We start from the raw sequence: 18359 nt of genomic DNA on the forward strand, positions 1-18359 counted from the left end.
GGCGGCGCGATGACGGTCACGATCTTTCTCGGCGCCCTGCTCGGTCCCATGGCGCTCGGCGTTCCGATCGCCTTCGCCCTGATCATCAGCGGCGTCGCGCTGATGATGTATCTCGGCCTGTTCGACGCGCAGATCGTCGCGCAGAACGTGCTGAACGGCGCGGACAGCTTTCCGCTGATGGCGGTGCCGTTCTTCATGCTGGCCGGCGAGGTGATGAATGTCGGCGGCCTGTCGCGCCGCATCGTCAACCTGGCGATGGTCATGGTCGGCCATATCCGCGGCGGGCTCGGCTTCGTCGCGATCTTCGCCGCCTGCGTCATGGCAAGCCTTTCAGGCTCGGCCGTGGCGGATGCGGCGGCGCTCGGGGCGCTGCTGCTGCCGATGATGATGAAATCCGGCCACGATCCGGCACGGGCCGGCGGCCTGCTGGCGTCCGCCTCGATCATAGCACCGATCATTCCGCCGTCGATCGGCTTCATCCTCTATGGCGTGGTCGGCGGCGTCTCGATCACCAAGCTCTTCCTCGCCGGCATCTTTCCGGGGCTTCTGATCGCGGCGGCGCTCTGCGTCACCTGGCTGATCGTGTCGCGCAAGGAGCAGTTCCAGCTGCCACCGCGGCAGGGGGTCGCGGTCCGCTGGAAGGCCTTCGTGGAAAGCATCTGGGCGCTGATACTGCCGCTGATCATCATCGTCGGGCTGAAGTTCGGCGTCTTCACGCCGACCGAGGCCGGCGTCGTGGCCGCCGTCTACTCGCTGTTCGTGTCGATGGTGATCTACCGCGAATTGCCGCCGTCGAAGCTCTTCGAGGTGTTCGTGTCGGCCGCCAAGATCACTGCGGTCGTGATGTTCCTGGTCGCCTGCGCGGCGGTGTCGGCCTGGCTGATCACGGTTGCCGACGTTCCCGGCGAACTGGCCAGGCTGCTCGAGCCGCTGATGGGCAACCAGACGCTGCTTCTGATTGCGATCATGGTGCTGGTGGTGGCCGTCGGGACCGCGATGGACATGACGCCGACCATCCTGATCATGACGCCGGTGCTGATGCCGATCATCAAGCAGGCAGGCATCGATCCGGTCTATTTCGGCGTTCTCTTCATCATCAACAATTCGATCGGGCTGATCACGCCGCCGGTGGGCACGGTGCTCAACGTCATCTGCGGCGTGTCGAAGCTGAAGATGGAGCAATTGATGAAGGGCGTCATGCCGTTCCTGATCGCCGAACTCATCGTCCTTTTCCTGCTCGTCCTGTTCCCGCAGCTGGTGACCGTGCCGGCTGCCTGGTTCGCGCGCTAGGGACTGGCCGCGTCCGTATCTGGCGGACATTCAACCGGCACCAGCGGGGCGCTGGGCCATACTTGGGAGGAAAGCATGTTCAACAGATTGATGAAAGTCGCGCTCGGCGTTGCCTTGCCGATCGCAATCCTGGCCGGTTCGCCGGCCGCGGCCGAGATCCGCGAGCACCAGCTGAAGTTCGCCTCGGCCAACAACAAGGGCCATCCTCAGGTCACCGGAATGGAGAAATTCGCCGAGCTGGTCGCCGAAAAGAGCGGCGGCAAGATCGAGGTGAAGCTGTTTCCGGGCGGCGTGCTCGGCGGCGACGTGCAGACCGTCTCGGCCCTGCAGGGCGGCGTGATCGAGATGACGGTGCTCAACGCCGGCATCCTGGCCAGCAACGTCAAGCAGTTCGGCGCAGTCGACCTGCCGTTCCTGTTCGGCAGCGGCGAGGAGGCCGACAAGATCATGGACGGCGCCTTCGGTACGGGCCTGATGGAGCTCCTGCCCGATACCGGGCTGGTCGGGCTCGGCTACTGGGAGCTCGGCTTCCGCAACCTGACCAACAACCGCCATGCGGTGACGAAGCTGGAGGATATCCAGGGCCTGAAGATCCGCACGATCCAGTCGCCGATCCCGATCGAGCTGTTCAACGCGCTCGGCGCCAATGCCGTGCCGCTGCCCTATACCGAACTCTACACCGCGCTCGAGACCGGAACGGTGGACGGCCAGGAGAACCCGGCCGCCAACATCATCAATGCCAAGTTCTACGAGGTGCAGAAGTACATGACGGTGACGCGGCACCAGTACAATCCGCAGATCGTGCTCGTCAGCAAGAAGTTCTGGGACGGCCTCAACGACGAGGAGAAGGCCGTCTTCCAGGCTGCCGCCAACGAGGCGCGCGACTACCAGCGCCAGGTCTCGCGCGAGTTCGACGCCAAGGCCATCGCCGATATCAAGGCGACGGGCATGCAGGTGGACGAGCTTTCGCCCGAGGAGACGCAGAAGCTGCGCGATGCGGTCAAGCCGCTGATCGACAAGTTCAGCGCCGAGATCGGTCCGGAGACCGTCGCGGCACTGTTCAAGGAACTGGAAACCGTTCGCGGCAACTGAGGCCGCTGCCGGCCCGCAGGCGGACCGCGGGCCGGCTCTTTTGCGATGAAGGCAGCCAGATGGCCGAAACACTGCTGAAACCGTTCAGGGCCGGCCTGATAGGCGCCGGTATCCAGGCGTCGCTGACGCCGGCGATGCATATGCGGGAAGGCTCCGCGCAGGGGCTCGCCTACGAATACGAACTGATCGATCTGAACGAGATTGGCGCCTCGGCCGACGACCTGCCGCAGCTTCTGGCCGATGCCGAGGCCCGGGGGCTCGGCGGCCTCAACATAACCCATCCCTGCAAGCAGGCGGTGATCCCCTATCTTGACGAGCTTTCGGGCGAGGCGCGGGACCTGCGTGCGGTCAACACCGTCGTGCTGAAGAACGGGCGGCGCTACGGACACAATACCGACTGGTGGGGCTTTGCCGAGAGTTTCCGCCGCGGCCTGCCCGGCGCCGACCTCGGCGCGGTCGTGCAACTGGGCGCAGGCGGTGCGGGCGTCGCCACCGCCTATGCGATGCTGTCCATGGGCGCGCGTTCGCTGGTCGTGTTTGACCGCGAGCAGGGGCGGGCGGAGGAGCTCGCTTTCGGCATGGCGGCGATCTTCCCCGAGGCCCGGATCGAGGCCGGCAGCGACCTCGAGGCGGCGATGGGATCTGCTTCCGGACTGGTGCACGCCACGCCGACCGGCATGGCGAAATATCCCGGCCTGCCGCTGGAGGCTTCCCTGCTCGAGCCACGCCACTGGGTCGCAGAGATCGTTTATTTTCCGCTGGAGACGGCGCTGTTGAAGGCAGCGCGGCAGCGCGGTTGCCGGACGCTCGACGGCGGCGGCATGGCGGTATTCCAGGCGGTGGGGGCGTTTCGCCTGTTCACCGGGCTCGAACCCAGCGCGGAGCGGATGCTGGCGCATTTTCGCGCGATGACAGCCTGACGGGCTTCCCGCTCAGGCCTGTCGGCCGGCGATGCCATGATACAGCCTGGCGATGCGCCGGCGGAAGACGAGGCCGAGGGCCAGCAGCAGCGCACAGGGGACGATCACTGCTGCCACCAGATGGTGCGGTAGCGGCAACCGCCCGAACAGCTCCTCCACGCCCTGGCCGAAGAAATAGCCGATCGCCGTGAACAGCGGTCCCCAGACGGCTGCGGCAATGGCATTCAGCAGCATGAACTTCGCCGTCGGGATCTGCGTCGTGCCGATTGCGATCGGGCTGATCGTGCGCAGGCCGTAGATGAAGCGGAAGGCGAAGACGAAGCCGGTCGGGTGGCGCTCCAAAAGGTGCTGGACGGAGGCCACGGCCGGCTTAGCCAGCATCCTGCCGACGAACCGGTTGGAGCGCATGTGGCGGCCGGCGAAGAAGAAGATCTGGTCGGCGAGGAAGGAGCCGAGCGTGGCCGCCACCGCGACCGACCAGAACGGCAGCAGAGCACGGTGCGCCAGGATGCCGCCGAGGATGACCGCCGTCTCGCCTTCCAGTCCGGCGCCGAGAAAGACGGCCAGCGCACCGTATCGTTCGATCAGGACTTCGATGGACAATTTCCGGTTCTCCGCGGGAGGATCAGGTGCAGCGCGTGCATCGCGCGGTCATCCTTCGACGACCAGGAGCAGATAGGTGACGAAGAGCATCAGGTGCACGAAACCCTGCATCACGTTGGTGCGCCCGCTGGCGAAGGTGATCATGCTGACGGCGAGGGTGAGCACCAGCATGACCGTTTCTGCACGGCCGAGGCCGAGCACGATGGAATGACCGCTGAGGTGGCTGATCGCGAGCATGGCGGGCACCGTCAGCCCGATCGTGGAGAGCACCGAGCCCAGGAAGATGTTGACCGAGCGCTGCAGATGGTCGGCGACCGCCGCGCGCACGGCGCTGATGGCCTCGGGCGTGGCGACCAGCACGGCCATGACGACGCCGCCGAGCGCCACCGGCGCGCGCAGGGTCTCGATGACGTAGTCGATCGGTCTTGCCAGGTGATCGACCAGATAGACGACCGGCACCATGTAGGCGAAGAGAAGTGCCGCGTGCCGGATCAGCGGCTGACCGGAGGACCGGTGCGCGGGGGCAGGCCCGGGGGCAGATGCGGGGCCGGCGGCGTGCGACTGGCGGCCGTTGGTGAAGAAGAGCTTGTGCCGGCCTGTCTGCAGCACGAGGAAGGCGACGTAGAGGGCGATCGACATGACGACGAGGACGGCCTGGTGTGCGCCGGAGATCGCAGGGCCCGACGGCGACGGCTCGTATTCCGGCAGGATCAGGCTCAAGGTCGCCAGCGGCACGATCAGGCCGAGATAGGCATTGGCGCCCTGCAGGTTGTGGCGCTGTTGCGGCCGGCGCCAGGCGCCCAGGAGCAGCGACAGGCCGACCATGCCGTTGAGGATGATCATGACGACGGCAAAGAGCGTGTCGCGCACAAGCGTCGGGTTGTTGTCGCCGTGGAACATCACGGCGGAGATGGCGACGACCTCGATCGCGGTGATCGTCAGCGTCAGGATGAGCGTGCCATAGGGCTCGCCCAGGCGTTCGGCCAGTTCGTCGGCATGCCGGACGACCGAGAGTGCGGCCGTGAGGATGACGCCGAAGAGCCAGGCGAAGAGCACCGCCAGCAGGACCGGGTTGGCCAGGCCGGAGGAGAGGCGGTCACCATAGGCGGCGAAGGCCAGCGTGGTCAGTGCCGCGACGGGCAGGGCGCGCTCCCTGCGGAAAAGGCCGGCCATGCCTGCCCGCTCCTTGCGGACGGCGGCGTCGACCGGGTCCATGGTGTCGGGATCGCTCATGACGAGCAGCCGGTCCTTCGTGACAGGGTTGCCGTGACAGGGTTGCCGCGACAGGGTTGCGCGCCATTCTGCTGAGGCCGTCCGGCGCGGTCAACCTCCGCCTGCGCCGCGTCACGCCCGCTCCGGCCGGTCGACCTTCGCGGCGCGATTGCCCCTCCAAAGGGATACACGGTGAAGGGGTGGTCCGCCAGCGGCGAGTATGGTAATTTTCCGATCTCATCGGGCTTTGGGGGAAGCTTATGCGGCGTGCAGGGGCAGGACTGATCGCGATCGCAGCCGCAGTGGGTCTTGCGATCTCGATCTATAACTACCTCATGCCGGTCAGCCTTCTGGAGCCGGACAGCAGCGTCACGGGAACGGCCGGCGCGCTTCTGGTCGTGGCCTCCTCGGCGATCATCCTCGTTGCCGCGCTCGTGCTGGCAGCCGGGTCCGGCGGGCGGGGGCTGAGGGGTTTTCTCATCTTCGGCTGTCTCGTCGGCGTGCTCGGTACCGGCTTTGCCGCCTATCTCCTCGACACCCTGCCGCTCCTGATCGCGATGGCGGTCTGCCTGATCGGCTGGCTGGCGATGTTCGCAATGCGCAGAAATCCCTATTCCGCCTGATTTCCCGAAGCTCCAGCCCGGTGCCGTGCATGAGACAGCTTCTACGCCAGATCGCTTTGTCGGCCGTCCTCGTCGCCTGTGCCGGAGGTGCGGCGCGAGCGCAGGACGCCACATGGTCCACCTTCAACGGCGACCTGGCGGCGCAGAAATATTCGCCGCTGACGCAGATCACGCCGAAGAACGTCGGCGATCTCAGGGTCGCCTGGGAGGTCCATACCGGCGACGTCTCCTCCGGTGGGCCGCCGCCCGGCGGGTTTCACATCCGCCCCGACAGTGCGGCGGCCGGCGCCGCCACGCCGCCGACGGTGTGGTCGGCCACGCCGCTCTTCGTCAACGACACGCTCTACCTCGGCACGCCGTTCTACCGCATCTTCGCGCTCGAGCCGGACACGGGCCGGGTGAAATGGACCTATGAGAGCAAGGCGGTGCTGGAGGCGCTGACGCAGCCCGACCTGAAGAACCGCGGCGTCGCCTACTGGCAGGCGGCGTCGCCGGTCGCCGACCAGCCGTGCCAGAAGCGCGTCTACATCGGCACGATGGACGCCAAGCTGCATGCGGTCGACGCCGACACCGGCAAGGCCTGCGCCGATTTCGGCAATGGCGGCATCGTCGATATCGACCAGTGGAACGTCGAGAACGCCAGGTGGCCGCTGTCGATCCTGCAGCCGCCGACGGTCCATGGCGATCTTCTGTTCGTCGGCTGGGCCGGCAAGGACTGGGCCGAGGCACAGGCGCCGCCCGGCACCGTCTTTGCGCTCGATGCCCGCACCGGCGCCCTGCGCTGGACGTTCCATGCGCTGGCCCCTGCGGCAGCGGCGCAGAGCGGCACCGGAAACGTCTGGGCGAGCATGTCTGTCGATACCGAGCGGGGGCTGCTCTACCTGCCGGTCAGTTCACCGAGCCCCAATTTCTTCGGCGGCAACCGGCTGGAGCCGGTTCCGCTCGCGACCTCAGTGACGGCGCTGCGGGCGGAGACGGGCGAGGTGGTCTGGACCCGCCAGCTCGTCCATCACGATCTCTGGGACCTCGACACGAATTCCGCGCCGACGCTCATCGACATCCAGAAGGACGGGCAGACGATTCCGGCGCTGGTGCAGACCTCCAAGCAGGGTTTCCTCTACGTGCTGAACCGGGAGACCGGCGAGCCCGTCTATCCGATCGAGGAGCGGCCGGTGCCGGCCTCGACCATCCCCGGCGAGAAGGTCGCCCCGACCCAGCCCTATGTCGCGCTGCCAGAGGCGGTGGTGGCTGATACCTGGCCGGGTGTCTCCACGCTCGCGGATGCGGTCAGCTTCGGCTATTGCAGCCGGACGGCGGCACGGCTGCGCGACGAGGGACGGTTCACGCCGCCGAGCCTCGAAGGCTCGCTCGTCTATCCCGGCACGATCGGCGGCGTCGAATGGGGCGGCGGGGCGGTCGATCCGAGAAGCGGCATCTTCGTCGTGAACTATTCGAGCGCCGTCCAGATCTACAAGCTGATCCCGCGCTCGGACTACGACGCCGCCGCCAAGGCGGGCTCGGAGACCGGCGGCTTCTTTCCGATGAGCGGCGCGCCCTACGGCATCCAGCTCCTGACCTTCCTCAACCCGCTCGGCATGCCCTGCTGGAAGCCGCCCTATGGCTCGATCGCGGCCTATGACCTGAAGACCGGCGCCCAGCTCTGGGACGTTCCCTTCGGCCAGGTGCAGCGCTTCGGCTTCTACATGCCCGAATCCTGGGGCTCGATCACCATCGGCGGACCGGTCATCACCGCCAGCGGGCTGGTCTTCATCGGCGCCTCGATGGATTCGCGCGTCCGGGCGCTCGATATCAGGACCGGCAAGGTGCTCTGGAAGGCGCTGGTGGACGCGCCGGCCGTCGCCCTGCCGGCGGTCTACGCATACAAGGGCAAGCAATATGTGGTCTGGGCGGCGGGCGGAAACTCGATCCTGACGCCGAAGGTCAGCGACCAGATCGTCGCCTTCAGCCTGCCCGACTGATCACGCCGACAGCCGGTCGACGATCATGTCGGCGATCGGGATGGCGGAGGTCGCGGCCGGCGAGGGGGCGTTGCAGACGTGCAGCATGCGGTCGGTGCCGGCAAACAGGAAGTCGTGCACCAGCGTGCCGTCGCGCCTGACCGCCTGCGCGCGGATGCCGGCGGCATGGGGAAGCAGGTCGGAGAGCGACAGGCCGGGGCAGTATTTTCGGCATTCCTCCAGGTATCCGCGCTTCCACAGCGAGTTACGCAGCTCCGACAGGGCCGATTTCCGGTTCTTCAGCACCGTCCTCCAGAAGCCCGGAAAGGCGACGTAGTCGGCAACGTCCTTCGGGGCGAGCGACAGGCGCGGATAGCCTTCGCGGGCAAAGCCGATGACGGCGTTCGGACCGACGGTAACGCTGCCGTCGATCATCCGCGTCAGGTGGATCCCGAGGAAGGGCAGGTCGGGATCGGGGATCGGATAGATCAGGTGGCGGACGATGCCGTTCTTTTCGGCCGGCAGCCGGTAGTATTCGCCGCGGAAGGGGACGATGCGGTGGTCGATCGGCAGGCCGGCGAGCACCGCCAGCCGATCCGACTGGAGGCCGGCGCAGACGACGAGCTTTCGCGCCTGCCAGCTCGAACCTTCCGAGGCTATGGTGACGGCATCGACGGCCTCGGAAATGGCGGTGACCCGCGTGGAAAGGCGCAACTCGCCGCCGAGTGCCGCAATGACGCGGCCCATCGCGCGGCAGACCTCGCCGTAGCCGACGATGCCGGTCGAGGGCACGAGCAGGGCGCCGAGCCCGATGATGGCCGGTTCGCGCTCGCGCAGTTCGCCCTGGCCGACCTGTCTCACCTCAATCGCATTCGATTTCGAGCGCTCGAACAGCGCCTCCATCCGCTTGACTTCCAGGGGGCTGGTGGCGACCAGGAGCTTGCCGCAGACGTCGAAGGGGATGCCGTGCTCGCCGCAGAACGCCTTCGTCGCCTCGGCGCCCCTGCGGCAGAGCTCGGCCTTGAGGCTTCCGGGCGGATAGTAGATGCCGGCATGGATCACGCCGCTGTTGTGGCCGGTCTGGTGGCGACCGAGGCCGTCCTCCTTCTCGAGAAGAATAAGGCTCGCGCCCGGATGCCGCTGCAGAAGCCGCATCGCCGTTGCCAGGCCGACGATGCCGCCGCCGATGACGCAGTAGTCGTATTGCATGTGCTGCCAGTTCCTCCGGTCCGCCGTGACGGCAGCATATCCGAAACGCGGCCGCATGCGAGAGCCGCCCTTCGGCGGATGCCGACGGACCGGATCAGGCGTTGGGGCGGGTGAGGATGAAGAGGACCGGGAGCGCCATGAAGGCGGCGACGATCGCAGCCGTCGATCCGGCGGGGGCGCGGACATAGAGGAACACGGCGAAGCTGGCCGCGATCATGGCCACCGCCATCGCCTTGGCGCGTGGGGCGATCGCACCGTTCTCCCGCCAGCGGCGGATGGGGTCGCCGAAGACGCGGTGGTTCAGGAGCCAGGTCTCGAATCGCGGCGAGGAGCGGGCGAAGAGACCGGCGGCCACCAGCAGGAAGGGCGTGGTCGGCAGCAGAGGCAGGAAGATGCCGACGACGCCGACTGCGACCATGAGCCAGCCGAGGCAGAGGCAGAGGATGCGCAGGGGTTGTTTCATCGGGTTTCCGCGGGGCCGGGTCGGTGACTGATCGGCGGCGTTGATACCACGGTTGCGGCAAAGCCGACAGTTGCAGGAAAGCCGCATCCCGTGACGGTTTCGCGACCGTGCACGGAAAACGTGTGGGCGGACAAGGGGATGGGTTCCCAAGTCGCCGGCCAGTGACTAGTCTGTCGCCGCAACGGGAAAACATGTTCGTGTCGTGCAGGAGGGTGTCGCATGCGAGTTCCGGGAATTGCCACGAGCATCGCTTTCCTCAGTCTTTCCTGCATGGCGCTGTCTGCCGCCCAGGCGCAGGCGCCCGCCGGGGCACCGGCGCCGGCTGTCGTCGTCGCGCCGGCCAAGATCATGGACCTGCGTGAGAGCGTCGATCTCACCGGACGGCTGGTGGCGATCCAGAAGGTCGACATCAGGGCCCGGGTATCCGGGTTTCTCGAAAAGCGAAACTTCACCGAAGGGCAGAAGGTGACGGCCGGAACCGTTCTTTACGAGGTCGAGGACGGCTCCTACCAGGCGGCGGTGCAGGAGATCGATGGCCAGATTCAGGCCGCCGAGGCGCAACGCGACCTGGCGGTGATCGAGTTCAACCGCTCCAACCGGCTGCTGGCCAGCAATACGGTGCCGCAGTCGCAGGTCGACATCGCCAATGCGCAGGTGAAGAAGACCGAGGCGGACCTCGTCCGGCTCAGCGGCAGCAGGGAGCAGGCGGCGCTGAACCTCTCCTATACGAAGATCACCGCACCCTTCGACGGCGTGGCGGGGCTTTCCACGGTGGATGTCGGCGCGCTGGTCGGGCCGGAGGCCGGCGCGCTCACGACGCTGACGCGTCTCGACCCGATCTATGCCGAATTCTCGGTCGCGACCGCGCTCTACATGACCTATCGCGAGCAGGTGCGCGCCGGCCAGATCAGTGCCGGCGCCAATGTCCGCATCGTCCTGCCGAACGGAACGGAATATCCCGAAAAGGGGACGATCGATTTCGTTTCCAGCAATGTCTCGCAGGGCACGGACACCGTGACGGTGCGGGCCGAATTCGCCAATTCCGACGGTCTCCTGCTCGACGGCACGCTGGTGCGCGTCGAGCTGGAGCAATCCAACGAGCAGGACGTCCTGGTGGTCCCGCAGCAGGCGGTGCAGCGCGACCAGCAGGGCGCCTTCGTGATGCTGGTCGGCGCCGATTCCAAGGTCGAGCTCCGGCGGGTCGACATCGCGCGGTCCTCGCGCGGGCAGTCGGTCGTGGTCTCCGGGCTGAAGGAAGGAGACAGGGTCATCACCGACGGCATCGGCAAGGTCCGGCCGGGAATGGTGGTGGATGCGGCTCCGGCAGCGGGTGGCTGAGCGATGATCTCTGAAATCTTCATCGATCGCCCGCGCTTCGCCGCGGTCATTTCCATCGTCCTGACGCTTGCCGGCCTGATCGCGATGACGCAGCTGCCGGTGGCGCAGTTCCCCGACATCGTTCCGCCGCAGGTCAGCGTCACGGCGAGCTATTCGGGTGCCGGCGCCGACGTCGTCGAGGCGACGGTGGCCCAGCCGATCGAGAGCAAGGTCGTCGGCGTCGACGACATGATCTACATGAAATCCACCAGCGGCGCGGACGGGTCCTACAACCTCACCGTCACCTTCGCCGTCGGCACCGATCCCGATATCGCCACCGTCAACGTGCAGAACCGGGTATCGCTCGCAGAGGCCGGCCTGCCTTCGGAAGTGCAGCAGTCCGGCGTCAGCGTGCGCAAGAAATCCTCGGCGCTGATGCAGGTGATCACGATCTACGGCGAGGAGGGGAAGGACTTCGACAACCTCTTCCTGTCGAACTACGCGACCATCAACGTGCTCGACACGATCAAGCGCGTTCCCGGCGTCGGCGACGCGTCGCTGTTCGGCGCCGAGGACTATTCGATGCGGATCGTCCTCAACGTCGACCGCCTGACGAGCCTGAAGCTGACGCCGACGGACGTCATTGCGGCACTCAGGGCGCAGAACGTCCAGGCCGCGATCGGCCGGATCGGCGCCCAGCCGATGACCGACGACCCGCTGTTCCAGCTGAATCTGCAGACCCAGGGACGCCTGACCGATCCGTCGCAGTTCATGGACATCGTGCTGCGCGCCGAGGCGGACGGTTCGTTCGTGCGCGTGCGCGACGTGGCCGATGTGCAACTCGGTGCGGCGAGCGCCGATTCGAGTGCGCGCTTCAACGGCCGGCCGGTGGCGATGATCGGCACCTACCAGGCGCCCGGGGCCAATGCGCTGGCGGCCGCGCGCGGCGTCAACGAGGCGATGGAGCGGCTGTCGCACAATTTTCCGGAAGGGCTGACCTATTCGGTGTCCTACGACACCGGCCAGTTCGTCGAGGCGAGCGTCGAGAACGTCGAGCACACGCTGATCGAGGCCTTCGTGCTCGTCATCATCGTCGTGTTCCTGTTCCTCGGCAGCTGGCGGGCGGCGCTGATCCCGCTGATCGCCGTTCCTGTCGCCCTGATCGGCACCTTCGCCGTCATCCTGGCGCTCGGCTTTTCGCTCAACACCGTCTCGCTGCTGGCGCTGGTGCTGGCGATTGGCATCGTCGTCGACGACGCGATCGTGGTCGTCGAGAACGTCGAGCGGGTGATGGAGGAGAACCCCGGCATGGGGGCGGCGGAAGCGGCCCGGCTCGCCATGGGCGAGATTACCGGCGCGATCGTCGCCATCACGCTGGTGCTGCTCTCGGTCTTCGTGCCCGTCGCCTTCATCCCCGGCCTCAGCGGGCAACTGTTCCAGCAGTTCGCCGTCGCCGTCTCGGTGTCGATGGTGCTGTCGGCGATCAACGCCCTGACACTGAGCCCGGCGCTCTGCGCCATCCTGCTCAAGCCACACCACGGGCCGAAGCGCGGCATCCTCGGCTATATCTCGCGCGGCATCGACAAGGGCCGGGACGGCTATGCCTTCGTCGCCGGCCATGTCGCCCGGCGGGTCGTCATCGGACTGGTGCTTCTGGCGGTCGCCGCGGCGTCTGCCGGCTGGCTGTTCCGCGTCGTGCCGACCGGCTTCCTGCCGGCCGAGGACCAGGGCGCCTATTTCACCGAGATCCGGCTCCCGGAAGGGGCGTCCTTCAACCGCACGGACGCGGTGGTCAAGCGGGTCGAGGGAATGCTGTCGGAGATCGAAGGCGTCGCCGACGTTATCACGGTCACCGGCTACAGCTTCCTCGACGGTCTCGCCAAGTCTAACAGCGGCTTTGCCGTCGTCACCATGAAGCCGTTTGCCGAGCGGACCTCGGCTGCGGCCTCGGTCGACGCTGCCGTCAAGACGACCATGATGAAGGGGTCGGCGATCCGCGAGGCGCAGATCTTCGCCTTCAACCTGCCGCCGATCATGGGGCTCGGCACCGGATCCGGCTTCGAATACCAGCTTCTCGACCTGCAGGGGCGGCCGCCGGCCGAGCTTGCCGCGACGGCGGGCGGACTGATCATCGCCGCCAACCAGAACCCGCTCCTGGGGCCGACCTTCACCACCTATTCGGCGACGGCGCCGCAGCTCTACCTCAACCTCGATCGCGACCGGCTGCAGGCGCTCGGCGTCTCGGTCAGCGACCTGTTCGCCACGCTGCAGGGAACGCTCGGTTCCTACTACATCAACGACTTCAACCTCTACGGCCGCAGCTGGCGGGTGACGATGCAGGCCGCGCAGGCCGACCGGCGCTCGGTCAACGACATCAACCGCCTGCATGTGCGCAATGCCTCGGGCGATATGGTGCCGGTGGCCTCGGTCGCCAGCGTCGACTACATCGTCGGCCCGCAGTCGATCGTGCGCTACAACAACTACCGCTCGATCACGCTGAACGGCCAGCCGGCGCCGGGCGTTTCCTCCGGGCAGGCGATCGCAGCGATGGAAGCCATCTCGGCGGCGACGCTGCCGGCAGGCTACAGCTTCGAGTGGACCGGCACGGCGCTGCAGGAACTGGAAGCGGCCGGCAAGACGCCGGTGATCCTGGCACTCGCCGTGCTCTTCGCCTATCTCTTCCTCGTGGCGCTCTACGAGAGCTGGACGATCCCGGTGCCGGTTCTGCTGTCGGTCGTCGTCGGCGTCCTCGGCGCGCTGGTCTCGATCCTCGTGACGGGGCTGTCCTTCGACATCTACGCGCAGATCGGCCTCGTCGTTCTCATCGCGCTCGCCTCGAAGAACGCGATCCTGATCGTCGAATTCGCGAAGTTCCGGCGGGAGAAGGGCGAGACCATCGTTAACGCGGCGATCGACGGCGCGCGCGCCCGCTTCCGCGCGGTGATGATGACGAGCTTCGCCTTCATCGTCGGGCTGATCCCGCTGGTGACGGCGACGGGGGCGGGCATGCTCAGCCGCCGGGCCGTCGGTACCGGTGTTGCCGGCGGCATGCTGGCCGCCTCGCTGGTCGGCATCTTCCTGATCCCCGCCCTCTACGTCACCTTCCAGTGGCTGCGCGAACGCGCCCACCGCTTCGCCGGCATCGGCGGCGCGCGGGCTCAGGCGGCCGAGGCGAGGGAACACCCGACGCCGCCCGAAGGCGAACAGGCCGCGCAGTAGCGGCCGCACCCGGCTCGATCCGGGCGGTCAGGTGGAGGGAAAGACCGAGCGGCGATCATCCTGTCAGCGCCGGTCGTGGCGCCGGCTCCACGGCGCTACCGGCTGCAAAGCGTCCTGACGTTCAGCAGTCCCCAGCCATAGGTGGCGTCCTTGCCCGGCGTGCCGATATCTTCGGCCGAATTCGCCAGTTCCGCTTCGAGCTCGGGTAGCGTCAGGTCGGGTCTGGCGGCGAGCAGGACGGCGGCTGCGGCGGTCACGAAAGGCGCTGCGAAGGAGGTCCCGCTCTTCTGGCGCACCCCGGACACCGATGCCGCCGTCCAGACGCCGACCCCCGGCGCCGCGATGTCGATATGCTCGCCGCGAACGGCGCGGCGGTAGGGCTTTCGCGCACTGTCGACGGCAGTGACGGCAATGACGCCCGGATAGGCGGCCGGATAGACCGGCTTGGCGTTCGGCCCCTTGTTTCCGGCGGCCGCCACCAGGATCGCGTCCTTTTCGATCGCGGCCTGCACTGCCTTTTCCAGAAGCAGGTTGGGCGGTCCCGACAGGCTGAGGTTGATGACCCTGATGTCGCGTGCGAGCAGAAGATCCAGCGCCCGGACGAGATCGAAGACATTGGCGATGTCGGCCGTCTTGCGGAACCGCTGGAAGGCGTCCACGGCGACCAGTTCCGACGCCGGCAGGAGGCCGGGCACGCGGCTGCCCGCGCCGCCGACGAGAAGGGCGGCGACGGCCGTTCCATGCTGTTCGCCCGATTTCGGCCGCTCCGCGTCGTCGAGCCGCAGCACCTCCAGCCGGCCGTCCGCAAAGGCGGAGTGGTCGGCATTGATCGCCGTATCGACGAGCCCGATGCGCGGCAATGCCGGGCAGGTGCCGGTGCGCTCCTCCCCGGCCGCCGGCCAGCCGACCATGTCACGCATCAGCCTGCAGTCAACGCACGGGGGGCTGACGAGCGACTGGGGCTGATAGTAGTGGTTGAAATCCACCGCGGCCGACGCACTCCTCGCGGTGACCGCCTGACGGGCGGCATCGAGCGTGACGCCCCGCGGCACGATAAGCCGGACCATCTCGCTGCCGGTCAGGGCGATCCCGGTGCGGCTGTCGACGACGTAGCCCTCCTGCTCCAGGCTGGAGATCGACGCGTCATCCAGGCCGATGGCCACGATCTCGTTGGGCGCGCGGGAGGGAAGTTCCGCCTGACGGCGGACCGGAGCGCGGCGCGCCGGTTCGCGTTTCGCCCGTTGCCAGGGCCAGCGGAATGACGGGTTCACACGCCGGATCATGTCGCGATCGCCACCGCTGCGGCTCCCGTATCCGCCGGATCCCCGGCTGCCGCCGTCGTCGTCCCCGCCGTCGTCGTCATCGGCCATCGCAACGGATGTGCCTGCGACAAGACCGGTCTCCTGAAGCGGCGGCGTCGCAACGACCACGGCGAGGCCGAGGCAGAGCACCAGGGAAAGCCTGGTATGGCATGTGAAGAGCTGCAGCACGTTCAATCTCCGATGCAGAAGGTCGTGGGAGCCCGCATCCCGGGCGTCTGTCCTTTCCAGACGTTTGACTCGACAGGTTATTCCCCGCCGTGGCAAAGGTTTCGCATGATTGACGACACGCGTACAGTGCCGCAAAGGCTGGTCGCTTTCCTGCCCAATCTCAGGCGGTTTGCGATCTCGCTTTGCCGTTCGCCCGAGCTTGCGGACGATCTGGTCCAGGCCGCCTGCGAACGCGCGATCCGCTCGGCCGGCAGTTTCTCCCCCGAAAGCCGCTTCGATGCCTGGATGTTCCGGATCCTGCGCAATCTCTGGATCGACCACCTCAGGCGCGCGAAGACGGCGGGTCCGCACCAGGAACTGGACGAGGCGGGCGATATTCTCGGGCCGGACGGGCAGGTCGTATCCCATGCGCGCCTGGATCTGCTCGAGGTGACGGCGGCGCTGATGAAGCTGCCGGAGGAGCAGCGGGAAGTCCTGGTGCTGGTGTGCGTGGAGGACCTCAGCTACCGCGAGACGGCCGACGTGCTCTCGATCCCGATCGGCACGGTCATGAGCCGGCTTGCCCGGGCGCGGAAAAATCTTGCCCGGCTGACGGGAATAGATGCCGGCGACGAACGTTCGTCCGGTACGAAAGGCGGCATGGCATGACGAGAGAGGACTTCGACGACGAGACCTTGATGGCGTTCGCCGATGGCGAACTGGACGAGGCGACGAGTGCACAACTGGAGACGGCGCTTGCGGCAGACGATGGCCTGGCGGCCCGTCTAGCGGTTTTCCTTGATTCCCGCCGCACGGTCGCCGATGCACTGAAGCCGCTGATCGACGACGAGGTTCCCCCGCGTCTGGCTGAAGCCGTGGCGCGCATGGTCGCGCGTGCGGAGGGCGGAGCCGGCCCGGACGAACAAACCGGTGCGCCGGACAATGTGGTTGCCCTGCATCCGCAACGGAGGCGACCGGAACCGCAGAGATGGTTCATGCAGGTCGCTGCGGGCCTTGTCGCCGTCGTTGCCGGCGTGGCCGGGTTCGCCATCGGCCGCAGCACGGACAACGCCGCCCCGGATGCGCACCAGGACCTCGCCGCCGCACTCGACAGCCAGGCGTCCGGCATGGACGTGCCGCTCGGCAGCGACGCCGTGCTGCACGTGGTGTCGACGTTTCGCGACGAGCGCGGCGAACTCTGCCGCGAGTACCAGTTGACCGACCGGGGAAACAGCACGCTCACCATCGCCTGCCGGCGGGACGGCGCGTGGCTGCCGCAACTTGCGCTGACGTCGCAGCAGCCCGCCGACGGCTATGTGCCGGCGTCGTCGCAGGAGACGATCGATGCCTATCTCGCGTCGATCCACGCCGGCGCGCCCCTGTCTGCGGACGAGGAACGCGCGGCCCTTTCCGGCGATGCCAAAAATATTGCCGGAGACGGGGAATAGTCCGATCGCGACCACGTTCTTCTCGATGAAGCCAAGAGGAGAACAGCGATGGCACTCACGCTCCTGCGGAAGACGCAACCCAAACTGACCTTTCTCTGCCGCAAGGAAGACGAAGGGGTGATCCCGCTGCCGGTGCGCGCCAAGACGGCGCTGCCCGACTGGTTCCGCAAGCTGCCTGCCGTGACCGAGCAGCAGGTGTCGCCCACCAACAGCGGGCTGACTGTCAAGCGCTGCATGCCGTTTCTCGACGCCATGGCCGCCGGTTGGGTGATCGGCCTGGCCGGGACCGTGCGCATGGAGATTTCGGACGGCGGCAGGCAGGTGGATTGCGGCTGGGATCTTGACCGGACGCTGGTCAGCAACCATGCCTCCCATCAGGTCGCCGGCAATCCGCGCGAACCGCTGCCGCCGTGCAAGTTCCACAATTTCTGGACGATCCGCACCCCGCCCGGCTGGAGCTGCCTGTTCGTGCCGCCGCTCAACCGCCCCAACGGGATTTTCGAGGTCGTCGCCGGCATCGTCGACACCGATACCTATCAGTCGGAGATCCATTTCCCCTTCTTCGCCACCGGCGAGGACGGCCTGCACGTGCTGGAACGGGGCACGCCCATCGTCCAGGTCATCCCGTTCCGGCGGGAGACGACCGATCTGGCGGGCGAGATCCGCACCGAGACCGAGGAGGAAGGCGCGGTCCGCCAGAACATCTTCCGGAAGACGCTCGCCGCGGACGGCTGGTACCGCAGGTTCGCCCGCGCCCAGCGCTGAAAGGATGCCTTCGGCCTGCGCCTCCGCTCGCCGCTGCCACGCGCAGCGGCGACGAACCCGTTTGTCTCGGGTTCTTGTCGTAACTAATTGAAAATATTTGTATTTGTTGGGAATAGTTTCCGGCGGCGCACGTTTCTCCATGGCAGCCGAAAGGGCTGCTGAAGACGATGGAGTAAAGACATGAAGAAGCTGATTGCCGTATTGAGTGCGTTTCTGCTGGTCGGTACCGCCGCGCCAGTATCCGCGGTTGCCGATGATCCGGTCGCCCGTTTCCTCGAGAGGATCACCCGCAACAACAAGGCCACCTATGCGAGAGGCGATCGCGACGACGATCGCAAGAGCGGCTGGAACTCGCGGCGCGACAGCAACAGTTCCTCGAACTCGTCACGCAACTCGAATTCCAACTCCAACTCCAACAAGAGTTCGAACTCCAGCTCGAATTCGAACTCCAATTCGAGTTCGAACTCGAACTCCAATTCCAGCTCCAACAAGAGCTCGAATTCCTCGAGCAATTCCAGCTCCAACCGCTCGTCCAACTCTTCGAGCAATTCGAGTTCGAACCGTTCTTCCAACTCCTCCAGCAATTCGAACTCGAACAGTTCGTCGAACTCCTCGAGCAATTCGAGCTCGAACTCTTCGTCGAATTCGTCGAGCGACGATTGACGGTGGTCGCCTGCCTGGCAGCCCGGGAGGGTTGCCCTGCCGTCTCCCACGCTGTCGGGCGCGGGGGGCGGTCTCGCGGTGCCGGTCACCGCGCCGTCCTGGCCGGAC

General features: G+C 66.8%; 16 protein-coding genes. 10 read left to right on the forward strand and 6 right to left on the reverse strand.

The genetic code is table 11. The features are described from left to right. The first annotated feature begins 9 nt into the window (after positions 1–9). From OCK02_RS12075 to OCK02_RS12085, 3 genes are all read left to right on the forward strand, one after another. Positions 10–1290 (forward strand): TRAP transporter large permease subunit, encoded by a 1281-nt coding sequence (locus OCK02_RS12075; protein ID WP_263813266.1) that lies wholly within the window; start codon positions 10–12, stop codon positions 1288–1290. A 75-nt stretch (positions 1291–1365) separates the two neighbouring features. Beyond that, a complete protein-coding gene (locus tag OCK02_RS12080; protein WP_263813267.1) occupies positions 1366–2382 on the forward strand; it encodes a TRAP transporter substrate-binding protein in 1017 nt (338 codons plus the stop codon). A 59-nt stretch (positions 2383–2441) separates the two neighbouring features. Beyond that, on the forward strand, positions 2442–3302 hold the full coding sequence (locus OCK02_RS12085) for a shikimate dehydrogenase (protein ID WP_263813268.1): 861 nt from the start codon (positions 2442–2444) through the stop codon (positions 3300–3302). Between the two features lie 12 nt (positions 3303–3314). Here the strand turns inward: OCK02_RS12085 and OCK02_RS12090 are convergent, their stop codons facing one another. Then, positions 3315–3905, reverse strand: coding sequence for a DedA family protein (locus OCK02_RS12090; RefSeq protein WP_263813269.1), 591 nt, complete (start codon positions 3903–3905; stop codon positions 3315–3317). 48 nt (positions 3906–3953) lie between these two features. Continuing rightward, positions 3954–5120 carry a calcium:proton antiporter gene (locus OCK02_RS12095; protein WP_412178820.1) on the reverse strand — a complete coding sequence of 389 codons (1167 nt, stop codon included), beginning with the start codon at positions 5118–5120 and terminating at the stop codon, positions 3954–3956. 257 nt (positions 5121–5377) lie between these two features. On the opposite strand from OCK02_RS12095, the gene OCK02_RS12100 reads away from it, so the two are divergent. Both OCK02_RS12100 and OCK02_RS12105 read left to right on the forward strand, forming a co-directional pair. Then, the gene (locus tag OCK02_RS12100; RefSeq protein ID WP_263813270.1) at positions 5378–5740 is read left to right on the forward strand and encodes a hypothetical protein; all 363 of its coding nucleotides are present in this window, start codon (positions 5378–5380) and stop codon (positions 5738–5740) included. A 29-nt stretch (positions 5741–5769) separates the two neighbouring features. Further along, a complete protein-coding gene (locus tag OCK02_RS12105) occupies positions 5770–7719 on the forward strand; it encodes a pyrroloquinoline quinone-dependent dehydrogenase (RefSeq protein WP_263813271.1) in 1950 nt (649 codons plus the stop codon). On the opposite strand, the gene lhgO is transcribed toward OCK02_RS12105, so the two are convergent. Then, positions 7720–8907, reverse strand: a complete 1188-nt coding sequence (gene lhgO / locus OCK02_RS12110) for an L-2-hydroxyglutarate oxidase (RefSeq protein WP_263813272.1) — start codon at positions 8905–8907, stop codon at positions 7720–7722. It lies immediately after the preceding gene. Positions 8908–9001: 94 nt separating this feature from the next. Continuing rightward, the gene (locus OCK02_RS12115; RefSeq protein WP_412178821.1) at positions 9002–9358 is read right to left on the reverse strand and encodes a YbaN family protein; all 357 of its coding nucleotides are present in this window, start codon (positions 9356–9358) and stop codon (positions 9002–9004) included. Between the two features lie 231 nt (positions 9359–9589). On the opposite strand from OCK02_RS12115, the gene OCK02_RS12120 reads away from it, so the two are divergent. Further along, positions 9590–10708, forward strand: a complete 1119-nt coding sequence (locus tag OCK02_RS12120; RefSeq protein ID WP_412178813.1) for an efflux RND transporter periplasmic adaptor subunit — start codon at positions 9590–9592, stop codon at positions 10706–10708. Between the two features lie 3 nt (positions 10709–10711). Continuing rightward, the gene (locus OCK02_RS12125; protein WP_263813274.1) at positions 10712–13906 is read left to right on the forward strand and encodes an efflux RND transporter permease subunit; all 3195 of its coding nucleotides are present in this window, start codon (positions 10712–10714) and stop codon (positions 13904–13906) included. A gap of 95 nt (positions 13907–14001) precedes the next feature. Here OCK02_RS12125 and OCK02_RS12130 read toward each other — a convergent pair whose 3' ends face one another. Continuing rightward, the gene (locus tag OCK02_RS12130) at positions 14002–15396 is read right to left on the reverse strand and encodes a S8 family serine peptidase (RefSeq protein ID WP_263813275.1); all 1395 of its coding nucleotides are present in this window, start codon (positions 15394–15396) and stop codon (positions 14002–14004) included. A gap of 105 nt (positions 15397–15501) precedes the next feature. On the opposite strand from OCK02_RS12130, the gene OCK02_RS12135 reads away from it, so the two are divergent. From OCK02_RS12135 to OCK02_RS12145, 3 genes are read left to right on the forward strand one after another with little or no spacing between them, the layout of a single operon-like run. Further along, complete coding sequence (locus tag OCK02_RS12135; protein WP_263813276.1) at positions 15502–16044, forward strand: RNA polymerase sigma factor; 543 nt, start codon at positions 15502–15504, stop codon at positions 16042–16044. A 29-nt stretch (positions 16045–16073) separates the two neighbouring features. Continuing rightward, a complete protein-coding gene (locus tag OCK02_RS12140; protein WP_263813277.1) occupies positions 16074–16823 on the forward strand; it encodes a hypothetical protein in 750 nt (249 codons plus the stop codon). A gap of 48 nt (positions 16824–16871) precedes the next feature. Beyond that, the gene (locus tag OCK02_RS12145) at positions 16872–17588 is read left to right on the forward strand and encodes a DUF6065 family protein (RefSeq protein ID WP_263813278.1); all 717 of its coding nucleotides are present in this window, start codon (positions 16872–16874) and stop codon (positions 17586–17588) included. Between the two features lie 305 nt (positions 17589–17893). On the opposite strand, the gene OCK02_RS12150 is transcribed toward OCK02_RS12145, so the two are convergent. Continuing rightward, positions 17894–18340, reverse strand: a complete 447-nt coding sequence (locus tag OCK02_RS12150) for a hypothetical protein (protein WP_263813279.1) — start codon at positions 18338–18340, stop codon at positions 17894–17896. Positions 18341–18359 lie beyond the last annotated feature (19 nt).

The organism is Rhizobium sp. TRM96647, from assembly GCF_025780115.1.
In the GTDB taxonomy this organism is placed as follows: domain Bacteria; phylum Pseudomonadota; class Alphaproteobacteria; order Rhizobiales; family Rhizobiaceae; genus Mycoplana.

Coding starts and splice junctions, on each gene's coding strand:
- OCK02_RS12075 (WP_263813266.1), top strand. CDS start 10: ATGACGGTCACGATCTTTCTCGGCGCCCTGCTCGGTCCCATGGCGCTC.
- OCK02_RS12080 (WP_263813267.1), top strand. CDS start 1,366: ATGTTCAACAGATTGATGAAAGTCGCGCTCGGCGTTGCCTTGCCGATC.
- OCK02_RS12085 (WP_263813268.1), top strand. CDS start 2,442: ATGGCCGAAACACTGCTGAAACCGTTCAGGGCCGGCCTGATAGGCGCC.
- OCK02_RS12095 (WP_412178820.1), bottom strand. CDS start 5,120: ATGGACCCGGTCGACGCCGCCGTCCGCAAGGAGCGGGCAGGCATGGCC.
- OCK02_RS12100 (WP_263813270.1), top strand. CDS start 5,378: ATGCGGCGTGCAGGGGCAGGACTGATCGCGATCGCAGCCGCAGTGGGT.
- OCK02_RS12105 (WP_263813271.1), top strand. CDS start 5,770: ATGAGACAGCTTCTACGCCAGATCGCTTTGTCGGCCGTCCTCGTCGCC.
- lhgO (WP_263813272.1), bottom strand. CDS start 8,907: ATGCAATACGACTACTGCGTCATCGGCGGCGGCATCGTCGGCCTGGCA.
- OCK02_RS12120 (WP_412178813.1), top strand. CDS start 9,590: ATGCGAGTTCCGGGAATTGCCACGAGCATCGCTTTCCTCAGTCTTTCC.
- OCK02_RS12125 (WP_263813274.1), top strand. CDS start 10,712: ATGATCTCTGAAATCTTCATCGATCGCCCGCGCTTCGCCGCGGTCATT.
- OCK02_RS12135 (WP_263813276.1), top strand. CDS start 15,502: ATGATTGACGACACGCGTACAGTGCCGCAAAGGCTGGTCGCTTTCCTG.
- OCK02_RS12140 (WP_263813277.1), top strand. CDS start 16,074: ATGGCGTTCGCCGATGGCGAACTGGACGAGGCGACGAGTGCACAACTG.
- OCK02_RS12145 (WP_263813278.1), top strand. CDS start 16,872: ATGGCACTCACGCTCCTGCGGAAGACGCAACCCAAACTGACCTTTCTC.